Source organism: Marinobacter sp. G11, assembly GCF_021282325.1.
In the GTDB taxonomy this organism is placed as follows: domain Bacteria; phylum Pseudomonadota; class Gammaproteobacteria; order Pseudomonadales; family Oleiphilaceae; genus Marinobacter; species Marinobacter vinifirmus.
Window position 1 is genome coordinate 122947 of sequence record NZ_JAJSPB010000009.1, and the last position, 12921, is coordinate 135867.

7 protein-coding genes are annotated in these 12921 nt (G+C 60.1%); all 7 read left to right on the forward strand.

Annotation, left to right across the window (positions count from 1 at the left end):
* Window positions 1-149 precede the first annotated feature (149 nt).
* The 7 genes from LWH94_RS08325 to LWH94_RS08355 all read left to right on the forward strand — a co-directional run bounded on the left by LWH94_RS08325 (window position 150) and on the right by LWH94_RS08355 (window position 12810).
* A complete protein-coding gene (locus LWH94_RS08325) occupies window positions 150-1715 on the forward strand; it encodes a sigma-54 interaction domain-containing protein (protein WP_232901863.1) in 1566 nt (521 codons plus the stop codon).
* Window positions 1712-2353 (forward strand): type VI secretion system-associated protein VasI, encoded by a 642-nt coding sequence (gene vasI, locus LWH94_RS08330; RefSeq protein ID WP_232901856.1) that lies wholly within the window; start codon window positions 1712-1714, stop codon window positions 2351-2353. The genes LWH94_RS08325 and vasI overlap by 4 nt, the downstream gene beginning before the upstream one ends.
* A 12-nt stretch (window positions 2354-2365) precedes the next feature.
* Complete coding sequence (gene tssA, locus LWH94_RS08335) at window positions 2366-3811, forward strand: type VI secretion system protein TssA (RefSeq protein ID WP_232901857.1); 1446 nt, start codon at window positions 2366-2368, stop codon at window positions 3809-3811.
* Between the two features lie 24 nt (window positions 3812-3835).
* The gene (gene tssM / locus LWH94_RS08340) at window positions 3836-7429 is read left to right on the forward strand and encodes a type VI secretion system membrane subunit TssM (RefSeq protein WP_232901858.1); all 3594 of its coding nucleotides are present in this window, start codon (window positions 3836-3838) and stop codon (window positions 7427-7429) included.
* A gap of 100 nt (window positions 7430-7529) precedes the next feature.
* Window positions 7530-9653, forward strand: coding sequence for a type VI secretion system Vgr family protein (locus LWH94_RS08345; protein ID WP_232901859.1), 2124 nt, complete (start codon window positions 7530-7532; stop codon window positions 9651-9653).
* A gap of 17 nt (window positions 9654-9670) precedes the next feature.
* The gene (locus LWH94_RS08350) at window positions 9671-10210 is read left to right on the forward strand and encodes a DUF4123 domain-containing protein (RefSeq protein ID WP_232901860.1); all 540 of its coding nucleotides are present in this window, start codon (window positions 9671-9673) and stop codon (window positions 10208-10210) included.
* A gap of 38 nt (window positions 10211-10248) precedes the next feature.
* Window positions 10249-12810 (forward strand): hypothetical protein, encoded by a 2562-nt coding sequence (locus tag LWH94_RS08355; RefSeq protein ID WP_232901861.1) that lies wholly within the window; start codon window positions 10249-10251, stop codon window positions 12808-12810.
* The last annotated feature ends 111 nt before the right edge of the window (window positions 12811-12921 follow it).

The following is a 12921-nucleotide window of genomic DNA, read 5'->3' on the forward strand; positions in this document are numbered from 1 at the left end:
GGGGTGGCTTTCCAAAACCCTGCGGAGCCATGGATGGCGGAGCGGAGCGTACAGGGATGTATTCACAGCGTGTTTTGGAAAGCCACCCCGCAGGATGCGCGGGCGACGATCTCCTAAGTAATTATTCCGGGATGGAAAGCATGGGAAGGATGCAGAAGGAACTGCACACCGGCATAGACCTGGCGGTGGCACTCATCAAACAGGATACCCTGCCGGCGCTGTTGAACACCGCCACCCGCCAACTCGAAAACGCCTTCGGGCTCAGCAAATGCTGGGCACTGGAACTCGACCTCAGCGGCCGAACCCTCCACTGCGGCAAACTGGAAGAAGCGGGCGAATTCGACTGTAACGACTTCAGCCACCCCTTCGCCCACGTGCTGCAAACCGGTCAGCCCCGGGAGCTCACCCGCGCCGCCAGCTACCGCCTGGACCATGCCGGCTTCCAGAACCTCCTGGAACTCAGTGGGCGCCCGAGAAGTTTCTGGTTGGAACCGTTAAAAGGCACAGATGGCCGCACGCTTGGCATGCTCGTACTGTGTGGCGACCACCCGGACTGGCAAGGCATCATCAGCCAGCCCCTGTACGCCGGCATCAAACAACTGCTGGTACACCAGTGGATCAGCCAGCTGCAAACCCGTGACCAGGTCTGGCAGCGGCGGCTGCTCAAGCGCTCCCTGGACCACCTGCACGACGCCGAAACCCTGCGCCAGCGCTGTAACCAACTGGCCCACACCCTGGTTGGTAACTCTGAAGCCATGGTCAACCTGCGGGCCCAGGTAGTGCGCGCAGCCAGCAGCCAGCTCTCCGTGCTGATCCAGGGCGAAACCGGCTGTGGCAAAGACGTCGTTGCCCGGGGGATCCACGACATGTCTGACCGGGCCAACGGCCCCATGGTGGTGGTTAACTGTGCCGCCATCCCGGACAGCCTGCTGGAAAGCGAACTGTTCGGCCACACCAAGGGTGCCTTCTCCGGTGCGGACCAGGCCAAGGAAGGCCTGCTGGCCCGGGCCAACGGCGGCACCCTGTTCCTGGATGAAATCGGCGACATGCCCATGGCCCTGCAATCGAAACTGCTGCGGGTGCTGGAAAGCCGCCAGTTCCGCCCCCTGGGTGCCCGGGATGAACAGCACTCCGACTTCCGGTTGGTAGCGGCAACCCATCAGCCCCTCCAGGAAGGCATCGAAGACGGCCGCTTTCGCCGGGACCTGTTCTACCGACTCAGCCAGTTCCCGTTGCGGGTCATCCCCCTGCGCGAGCGCACCGAAGACCTGGAAGCCCTGAGCCGGCATTTCATCCGCCTGTATACCGAGCGTGAAGGCAGCGGCCCTTTGGGTATCAGCAGCCACGCCCTGCACACGCTGGCCGGTTACAACTTCCCCGGCAACGTGCGGGAACTGCGCAATATCGTGGAACTGGCCTGCCTGCAAACCCCCGCTGGTGACGATATCCAGCCCGATGTACTGCGCCTGGATGACCTGTTTGCCGAACCTGGCCAGCCACTGACAGCAAGCGTGGAGCCCAAAACCGTGCCGGGGGTGCCGGGAGTCGACGACATCCGCGACCTGAAAGCGGCCTCCCAGGCCTTTGAAGCCGCCATTATCCGTGACCGTCTGCGTCAGTACGGCGGCAACCGTGCCCAGGCGGCCGAAAGCCTGGGTTTGCCGAAGCGCACCCTGGCCCATAAATGTCTGAAGTATCAGGTAACTGACCTATGACCCTGAAAGACCCTGTTCGAACTGGCCTGCTGGCCCTGGCCATGCTGTGTGCCAGCAGCCATGGCGTCGCCGATCCGCGTCTGACCGCGGCTGGGGCCTGCACTGAAGAAGCCAACCGGCTGGAGCGGCTGGCCTGTTTTGACGAGGTTTTTGCCACACCGCTGGCCCGTTATCAGCCGGGTGCCGGAGAGCCTCGGATGAACCGCTCCGAACGCTGGCGCCAGGCCTTTGCCCTGGCTGGTAAGGGCGATGCCTCCGGGGTGATGTACCGGAACACCGGGGCAACCGCCGGGCACCTGGTCACCGTGACCGCCCTGGGAGCAAAGCCCCCGCGCCCGGTACTGACCCTGCAATGCCACAACAACATTACCGAACTTGCGGTCATGCTGCCGGAGCCGATTAACCGGGAGCGTGTCAATGTGGCCCTGGGTGCCGAACGCGCCTGGTGGCGGGTGCGGGATGAGGGGCTGGTGGTCAGTGCTGGCCGTGGCCTGCCCACTATTCGCACCGTTCTGGCCATGGTTCGGGAGCCGGATTCCCGGGTTCAGGCCGATGTGGCAGAGCTGGATGGTCTGTTGTTTGACCTCACCGGCTACGCGGAGGCCATCAAGCCTTTGCGTCAGGCCTGTGGCTGGTAAGGGAGCAATGTGATGCAGGTGATCGAACAACATCCGTACGTAGACCAGGTGCTTGGCGCTATCCCGGGTGAGTCTGCCGTGGGTGAAAGCCTGGCCGAGGACAGCGCACTGGAGTTTCTGGAAGACGAAGTAATGAAGGTGGGTTCGCTGGCCCACAACGATATCGACTGGAACAAAGTGGAAAGCGTGGCGCTGCAGCTGCTGGCGGACCGCAGCAAGGATATCAAGGTGCTCGGGTTTCTGATGGTGAGCCTGCAGCGGGGTGGGGACGGCGAACGCTTTGTGCTGTCTCTGTATCTGCTGCACCGGGTGCTGGACGACTGGTGGGAAACAGCGTGGCCTTACCCCGGAGCAAAGGGCCAGAGGGCCCGGAAAATGCTGTTCACCCAGATACTGCAGCGCGCCCTGAAACCGGTGGAAAGCCTGGTGTTTGATGCCAGTGCCGGCGATGGCCGGCAGTTTTGCCTCGACCTGATCACCCGGCTGGATGACCAGGCCCGGGCGCGGGATTTGCCGGATGATGTTCTGTTTGACCTCAAACGGGCCGTCGAAAAGCTGCCCCGGCAGGATCAGCTCACCGGTGGCCAGAGCGCAACAGAACCCGCTTCGACGCCGGCGGGCACGACCCAGGGCCCGGCAAGCCCTAAACCTGCGGCTTCAGCGACGACACCGGCAGCTCTGGGCAACCTCACCCTGGACCCCGGCAACGAACGGGCCACCCGCCAGAGCCTGCTGAAAGTGGCCGAACTGCTGACCGGCACCGAGCCGGACAATCCCCTGGGTTACCGGATGCGCCGCCATGCCATCTGGCAAAGCATTACCAGCCTGCCACCGACCCGGGATGGCAAGCGCACCGACCTGGCCGCCGTGAGTGCCGACCGGGTGTCGGAATACCGGGAAGCACTGGAGAAAACGCCTGACAACGAACTCTGGCAGCGCATTGAACAAAGCCTGTCGGTAAGCCCGTTCTGGCTCGACGGCCACTGGTTGAGCGCCCGGGTAGCCGCCGCCCTTGGCCACGGCGACTGCGCCGAGGCCATCCGGGAAGCCTTGAAAGCGTTTGTCGAACGTTTGCCGCAACTGGCGGAACTCACGTTTAACGACGGCACCCCGTTCCTCAGTGACCAGGCCGCCGACTGGCTGCACACCACGCCGGTTTCCGCCAAGGGTGGTGGCGGTGGGGCCAATGCCTGGGAGCAGGCCCTGGACAGCGCGCTGGAGCTGGCGGGGCAGAATAAGCTGGCTTCGGCCATGGAGCTTCTGGAGCAGGGACTGGCAGAGGCAAGGGAACCGAGGGAGCGCTTTTACTGGCGCCTGGCCAGTGCCCGATTGTTGAAAGAAACCGGCCTGAAAGCCATGGCCGGCGAACACCTGCAGGACCTGAAAAACCAGGTTCAGGGGCTGGTCCTGGAAGACTGGGAACCGGGCCTGATCAAACAACTGGAACGACTGGCGTAACGCCCGCACGCATCAAACGCAGGAATGGAAACCATGTGGAGAAAAGCATTACTCATTGGTCGTTGGCTTCTGCCATACATTCGTAACGCCGCCCCGGTCACCCTGGTACTGGGCGTGGTTGCCTTGCTGGTGGCCACCTGGTGGCTGGGGCCAAGGCTGGAAATCCACGGTGAATACCCGCTGATGGCCTGGCAGATGCGGGCGCTGGTCACCCTTGGGGTCATCCTTCTGGTTGTGGTGTTCTGGGGCATGGCCCTGGCTCGCCGGTTGGGCAAGGTCAACAAGGCCAAGGCCGAAGAACAGCAGGAACAGGAAGATCCTGTCCTGCCTATGGAGCGCCGGCAGCAGCGTTTGCTGGACCGCCAGTTACAGGCCCTGAAGAGCAACCTGCCGGGCCGCAAGGGGCTTTACCGCTTGCCCTGGTACCTGGTGATGGGGCTGGAAGGTGCCGGCAAAACCAGCCTGATTCAGCGGGCAGGGCAGACTTACACCCTGACCAACGTCACCCGTAATAATCGTGGTGACCGCAATCCGTTCAGCTTTGACTGGTGGATTGGTGACAACGGCGTACTGATCGACCCGGACGGTGAACTGCTGAGCCAGAACCAGGGTGAGGGCGCCACCGGTGAGATCCAGAACCGGCTGTGGAACCACTTTATCGGCTGGCTGGAGCGCAGCCGGCCTCAGCGCCCGCTGAACGGCGTGATCCTGGCCGTGGACCTGGCGCGCCTGAGCACCGCCAGCGACCAGCAACGGGAAGCCCATGCCATCCTGCTGCGCACACGGCTGCGGGAACTGATGGAGCAGCTGGGGTCACGGCTGCCGGTGTATGTCACTTTCACCAAAATGGACCTGATGTACGGCTTTGCGCCCTTTGTTCGAACCCTGTCGAAAGCCGAGAAGGAAAAAGCCCTGGGCTTTACCTTCCGGCTGGAGAGCCAGCAGGACCATGATCACTGGCTGGAGCAGTTTGCGGACAGCTACAGTGAGATGGTGGAGGAGTTGTCCCAACGCCTGCCGGACGTGCTGGCGAACACCCGGGATAACGAGGAACGGGCAGCGGCCTATTCCTTTACCCGCCAGCTGGCTGGCCTGAAACCGACCATGGAACAGTTCCTGGCCGACCTGTTGTCAGCCGATGCCTTCTCCACTCCGGCACTGGTGCGCGGTACTTTCTTTACCTCGGTTCTGCAGGAAGGCGTGCCCGAAGATGCCTTTGTCTCTGCCGCTGCCCGTAACTACCAGGTAACCGGCCCGATTCAGCCGGCCCAGCGGGGCGGGCAGTCAGCCAGCCTGTTCACCCGCAACCTGTTTCCCGACATCGTTTACCGGGAGGCCGGGCTGGCAGGCGATAACCGTAAGGTTGTCAGCAAGCGCCGGCGCAAGGTGGCGTTGGCCGCCATGGTTGCCCTGTGCGCCGGTGCCGGTGTAACCGCCGGCTGGCAGCATTACTTCATCAAGAACGCCGAGGCGGCTGCCCAGGTGAAAACCCGGGTGAACTCGTTCATCAACGACTGGCAACCGGTGGGTTATGAGCCGGACAGCACCGGTCGCAACCTGCTGCAGCCCCTGGATCAGCTGCGGGAAGCCACCCTGGCCTTCGGTGATTACCGCAAGGAATGGCCGCTGGTTACCGATATGGGCCTGTATCAGGGCCACAAAGTCGGCCCGGAAGTGGATGCCGCCTACCTGGATATGCTGGCCTACCAGTACCTGCCGGCCCTGATGTTCGGGGTGATGGAAGAAATGGGCCGTGCGCCGGATGACAGCACCGAGCGGCTGGAACACCTTCGGGTGCTTCGTATGCTCTACGATGCCAGCGGTCGCCGCAGTGACCTTGTCTCCGGCTATATGCGCGAATACTGGCAGTCCCGGTTCCCGGGCCAGCGGGATGTACAGAACCGGCTGTATGGCCACCTGCAGTACGCCATGGCCCACACCGACCTGGCCGGCATGGCTGCCGACGGCGACCAGACCGCTGCCATGGCCCTGGCGCCCTTCCGCAGCAGTGTGCAGTGGGCGCAGCACGAGCTGGGCCGCATCAGTACGCCCGATCGCGTTTACCGTGACCTGGAAGTGGAAGCCGGCCGGGAATTCCAGGCCCCGCTGGAGCTGGCCCGCAGCTCAGGCCCCGCCTTCACCACCGTGTTCACCCGGCTGGATGCCTACGGCGAACCGCTGGGCGATGAGTTGCCGGGCACGGAAGATCCGCTCTCCATTCCGGCCCTACTGACCCGTGACGGCCTGGAGAAGTGGTTCCTGGGCAAGTCCGGGTCTGTAACCGAGCTGGCGCTGGTGGATGCCTGGGTACTGGGCCGCCGCAACGATGTAGACTTCAGCAAGGCGGATGAAGCAGAACTGCTGGCCAGCCTGCAAACCCTTTACGCAGAGAATTACGCAGACGCCTGGCGTACGGCTATCAGCCGGGTGGACATCCACCGGTTTGAAGACCTGAACCACGGTGTGCGCATGCTGGAAAGCCTGACCAGCGGCCACCAGCCCCTGACTCGCTTGTTGGCCCAGGTACAGAACAACACCCGCCTGATTCCTGTGGGCGACGGAGAAGCCGAGGCCACCCGCAAGTTGCTGGAACAGTCGCCCCACTACCGCATGCTGCAGGATATTGAGCGGCAGTTCTCGGACCTGAACCGCCTGTCGGACAAGCAGGGCGAACAGCCTTCGGGGCTGGAAGAAATCATGCTGGTGGTCGGCGAGTTGCACGAGTACCTGCGCAACATCCAGGAGTCTCCGGATGCCGGCAAGGCCTCCCTGGCGGCGGCCCGGGCCCGCATGGGCCTGCAGGGGGCTGATCCGATCTTCACCCTGCAGCGCATGGCGAACCACCAGCCGGAACCGCTCAACCGGATATTGAACCGGCTGGCCTCGGAAAGCTGGCGGGTGGTGCTGGACCGGGCGGTGGCCCAGTTGGAGCGTGAGTGGTACCGGGAGGTTTACCAGCCGTTCCAGCAAAACCTGGCCCGGCATTATCCGTTCACAGCCGGTGCCGGCCGTGATGCCGCCCTGCAGGATTTTGAACGTTTCTTTGCTCCGGATGGGATCCTGGAAACCTTCTACAACGAGAACCTGAAGCTGTTCCTGGAAGATCATCCGGAGCACGTGGGCGACGCCCGCCGGGCCAGCCTGGTGCGGCGTGACGTGGTGGCGGCCCTGGACCGTGCCCGCCAGATCCGCCAGGCCTTCTTCACCCGCAGCGGCACCCTGGATGTGGAATTTGCCCTGGAACCGTTGAACCTGACCAACAACAAACGCCGGGCGGTAGTGAACATCGACGGCCAGCTGGTGGAGTTCTCCCATGGCCCGCGCCAGAGCATACCGCTGGTATGGCCCAACACCCTGCGGGATTCGGTGGAAAGCCGTATTACCCTGGTGCCGGTTCAGGTTAACCGTTCGCCACGTAGCATCTCTGAAAGCGGCCCCTGGGCGCTGTTCCGGCTGCTGGATAAAGCAGAGATTGCCGGCGTGAGCAGTAACGCTGTCGACGTAAAATTCAACGTAGACGACGGCGCCATGCGTTATCGCCTGCATGCCGCCAGTAATACCAACCCGTTCACACAGCAGCTGCTTGCAGGGTACCGAATACCCCGCAGCTTGTATTAGACTATGGCCCGCGCCCGGGCCTGAACGCCCGGGCTGATCGCAGCCCGTACCCGGATGGTGTGGGTTTGAACAGACATGTTTTTCTTCAGGGATCGAAGTCATGCCCCAGGCAAGCGGATTGCAGTTCACCGCCCGTGTAGGCGAATTCCCCTCTGATCACTTTTCGGTAGTTGGTTTCGCGCTGACCGAACAGCTGTCTTCCTTGTTTCATGGCCGGTTAGAGTTGGCCAGTACTGACCCAGACGTGGCCGCTGCCGACATTCTGGAACAACCGGTAGACCTGGTGGTGTGGCAGGATGGCCAGCCCCTGCGCCGGTTCACCGGCGTGGTGAACGAGTTTGTTCGTGGCAACACCGGCCACCGTCGCACCCGCTATGAAGTGGTCATCCAGCCGCCGTTATGGCGTCTGGGCCTGATGCACAACAGCCGCATCTTCCAGACCCAGACTACCGACGCCATTGTGCGAACCTTGCTGGAAGAGCGGGGCATTGTTGATTCCATCTTCGACTTCAAACGCCCACCCGAAGAACGGGAATACTGCGTTCAGCACCGGGAAAGCGACCTGCAGTTCATTGAACGACTGGCCGCCGAAGAAGGCTGGCACTACCGCTACCAGCACGGCAGCGTGGATGGTGAAGAACAACCAGCACTGATTCTTGCTGACCACCACGGCGATGCCCCGAAACTGGAACCCGTGACCTGCAACACCAGAGCCGGAGGCAGCACCCAGCAAGCCTGCGTATTCAGCTTTGCCTACGAAGAGCGGGTGCGTGCTTCCTCCGTAGCCACGAAGGACTACACCTTCAAGAATCCGGCCTACGCCCTGATGCACGAACACAGCGCTGGCGGTATGAATCACCGGGAAGACTATCAACACTACGACTACCCCGGTCGCTACAAGGCCGATGCCAGTGGCCAACCGTTCACCCAGGCCAGACTGGACGCCCTGAGAAACGACGCTTCCCTCGCCAAGGGCAAAAGCAACCGAGCGGACTTCACCCCCGGTGCTAAAGTGGAATTGCAGGAACACGACAGCCAGACCCTGAACCGGGAATGGCTGCTGACTGCCATCACCCACACCGGCAAACAGCCCCAGGCGGTGGAAGAAGAGGGTGGCAGCGAACCCACCAGTTACCACAACGACTTCACCGTCATTCCGGCCGATAAAACCTGGCGCCCCCAGTGTAACCACAAGCCCATGATGGACGGCCCCCAGATGGCCCTCGTCACCGGCCCGGAAGGGGAAGAAATCCACTGCGATCAGTACGGCCGGGTGAAAGTCCGGTTTCCATGGGACCGCTACTCAAAAAATGATGAACACAGCAGCGCCTGGTTACGCGTAGCCCAGGGCTGGGCCGGCGGCCAGTACGGTTTTATGGCTTTACCGAGAATTGGCCACGAAGTGATAGTCAGCTTCCTGGACGGTGACCCGGATCAGCCCATCATCACCGGAAGAACCTATCACGCCACCAACACACCGCCGTACGCGTTGCCGGAACACAAAACCCGGACCACCCTGAAAACCAAAACCCACAAGGGTGAGGGCAGCAACGAGTTGCGGTTTGAAGACGAAGCTGGCGAAGAACAGATCTATATCCACGCCCAGAAAGACCTGGACCTGCTCACCGAACACAACCGTACCGAAGTCATCAAGAACGACAGCCACCTGACGGTGGAGAACAACCGCTTCAGCCACACCAAAGGCAACAGCCACCACACCGTAGATGGCGAAAAGCGCGATCAAACCGGTAAAGACCACAGCTTCAACGTCACCGGCACCCTGCACCTCAAAGCCGGCACCGCCTGGCTCAGTGATTCCGGCACCGAGCTGCATATCAAGGCGGGCCAGAAAGTCGTCATCGAAGCCGGAGCCGAAATCACCCTGAAAGCCGGTGGCAGCTTCGTAAAGATCGACCCCAGCGGCGTGGCCTTGGGTGGCGCGAGTATCAAAATGAATGCGGGCGGGGCTGCAGGGAAAGGCAGTGGGCAGAAGGTGCAGGTTCCGGAGAGGCCGGGGTTGGTGACGGCCGCGGGCGGGGTCGTGGCGCCGGTGGCGTTGGCGGAAGTCGATCAACGTATGGATGCCCAGCCCAAAGCCATCGTTGCCCATCGCCTCAAGCAGGCACGCATGCAAGGAACGGCCATTGTTGAGCAGTGCCAGCAACAACCCGATGGCTCATGTCCGCTCGGTAACTGCCCGTGCGGCAAGAACCAGTCGGCATGATCGGAGGGGAGAGGTCCGTGGCATTACCAAAACCTTCATCTGACAAGGTGCGTTATCTGGTGTTGGAAGCCCGCCAGAATCCACCAGTTGTGCGGTCGTTGTATGAGCAGGCAGACAACCCGAGGTGGGTGCACCTGTTTGCTGAAACAGACTGGCAGCAATACCTGGCTGAAAGCCCGGTTGTCCTGGAGGCAAACCAGAGCAGCCCTGAATACCAGTGGGCGCTTAAAGGACTGAAAGAGGGGCGATTAACCGGCCTGATCCTAGAGTCGTCAGAAGGACTCGAGTCCGTCACGAAATGGTTAAGAGTGCGCCTGAAAGTACATTTCGATGGACAGCGAAAGGGCCTGTTGCGCTTCTATGACCCGGATGTTTGGCACCGGCTATCTCCAGTGGTCCAGGAGCAAGCGGATGTGGTGGAGCGCGTTATCTACTGGCATGGTGAATCGGGTGAGGCCCGCTGGCTGACCACCGAAAAACCAAGCCCGTTTAACATGTTACCTGTGCCCACACTGAACGAAAGCCAATGGCAGGCATTGAACACCGTTACTGCCTGAGCACGAATTCACCCTATGCAAAGCAAGGAATGACAGGGATGTCTGAGAACAACTCAAATCAGGTTGCCGGAAATTGCGGCCCTGCCTGTGAGGGCGAATCACTGATTATTGAAGTGACCGGTAAGGAGCATCCGGAAGGGCATAGTTTCAGAATCTTCGATGAAACTAACTATGAGCAGCAGGAATGGCTGGAGAGACAGCTTGAAGTAGATCCCCTGGATAATTCAGTCCTGCATGTTTGGCCTTGGCAGCGGGGGCTAAGTCATAATCTGTGGCTGGATATTTCTGCGGAAGAGGGTGCTGCCATCCGCGTGCCGTTGTTCGAGTCCGTAACCTCAACAAAACGGGAGATGGAGAAACAACAGAACCGCATTCTGCCGCTGGTTCCCCTGACGCTGATCCATGATCCGGAACCTGAGCCGGGGCAGCCGAAGGAACAGCTTGTGCCGGTGCGCCCCGGGTTTATTTATGTGTTCCGCAATGGTCGCCTGTGGCGAGAGCTTGAGGTGCAGTACGCCGATTCGGGCGTCATGGAATTTCGGGATGTTCGCCTGACGGATTATCGACAAGACGGGAGGAAAGGCGTTACCGAAGATCGGCGGCCGGCCTTAGGGAAGGCCCAGCCTGCTATCTGGATTCCGGTCAGTGAAATGAGCCGGTCCCTGTTGTCTGAATTCGAGATGGCCTTTTCCGAGGTGCAGTGGTCGGCCCAGCGTATTGCTTACCTCGAAGCGTCCCATTCTGCACGAAAGGAGCGCTGCCAGTCTCTCAAGGGTCCTGAGCCCCTGCCTGAAGTGGCACCTCAACCGGAAGACAGGAAAAAGCCGGGCTGCTTGATGTCTTTGTTTAAACTTCCGGAAATGAGGTTGCGGGAGCCATATCTGGAGCAAAACCTGTCACGGCCATGGAAGAGCGTTTACGACCTTAAGGGGCAATACTCCCGAAACCTGTACGCCCAGGCCAAGGAGGAAGCCGAAGCCTTTGCAGCGAACAAGGAATCCGCCAGTTCTGCCTGGGAAAACGCCGGGTATCGGGACTCGGCTCTCAAAGGATCAGCATCTGTCCGATTGGCGGCACTGGAGAGTCAGCTAAGTGGCGATGAGGGCGAACTTTGGCAAGCACTCGGTGAAACGGGTGACAGCCTGGCAGAGTCGAGGGATGCAGGCTACACCGGCGTGATTCTGCAAGACCACCTGTTTTGTGTACGTCACCACGTATCTCTGGCGTTGTCGGCCCAGTCATTGATTGAAACTGTTGCCCAGCTGGCGCAGAAGTCGAAACACATTGACAGTGCTTACCTTGTGCAGTCGGTCATTCTGCCTGAGAAGCTCGGCGGAAAGAAAAATCCTTTAAACGAGTTTGCCCGACACCTGGATACGACCTATTTCGGGCCACTTCACATGTCGCTGCGGTCTGCCCAACGACGCATTGCCCGAGAGGAGTTGGCCAGGGCCCAGAAGCTGGTTGCAGATACCATCAAGTCCAAAGAGTACCAGTCAGTACTTGCTGATCTGTTTACCCTGAAGAAAGAGGACTATATCGAAGGGTTTGCTGTTTGCAGCAATATTTTTCAGGTTCTTTGTCAGAACCCGAACGACTGGGATCCGGAATCCGAGCGAGCCGTCACCAATGAAGAGCAGGTGCGCGATGCCAATGACCTTTTGTTGAAGATCATTGAAGAGGGCAGTGATCAGCCCTTACATGCGATGATTTTTCCCAGTGATGAGCTTTTGAAATCAAGGGCTGAAACTCCAGCTCCCGAGGAGTGTGGTGATGGCCGTTGCCGGCCCAATGATTTGCAAGGTATCTCCGAGTCCTTGCCGGAGATAGAGAATTCTCAATCCCTGACGGCCGTTGCCCTGGCGGCAGTCGCCAAAGACGAGAAAAGCCTTGATCTGGTAACTGAGTTGAAGCGTTGGAGTGCCGCAGTCAATACGCTACTGGATAGTTTGCAAAAGCATTCACAAGCACTTTTGAACAAGTTGAAATCCCGAAGTTACTCGATATCTGCCAAGTTCTATGGGCCTTTGTTGCGCATGGCGAAGGCCAGGGATCCTGATCTCTTCGGCACAGTGGAACTGGTTGCCAGAAATGCAGTTCCGCAGGGGTGGTTAATGATCGGAATCTCTGATCCTGAAATCGGCTTGAAGTATGGCCTGACCGAGGCCGACCACGAATATCGCCATAAAGCGAATCTGCATAAAAGATTGTACGGTGAACTTTATGATGAGGAGGGTAATCTCCTGGCGACGACGTCAAAATCCCGCCTGGATTTGTCCGCGGATGATGTTGACCCCGGGACGTCCCGTCATGCGAGGGAAATGCAGGTTTTTGCAGCGCCAGCAGATTCTGAGGTGATTGAAACCCATAGACAGCTACGATCAACCACTAAATGGGAGCGCTTTCTTGATCATGCGAGAATCCCATATTTAGTTTTTGCCATTGAGACGCTCAACCTGACGAGTGAACTGCGTTTGCAGTCCCAGATCACCAATGACAAGGGCTTTGCCCGGATGGGCGCAGGTGCGCTAAGCGCTCTGGCAGATTTAACTTTTGCTGGTAGTCTTGCTGCTGAGCGAATAAGTGTAGTGGTTCAATGATTCCGGACACCAACGTAGGTGGTAAGATCGCCACCATAAACGAGGTGTCTGATGACCAGAAAGCGACGTTCTTTTTCTCCTGAGTTCAAACAGGAAGCAGCCAGCTTGGTG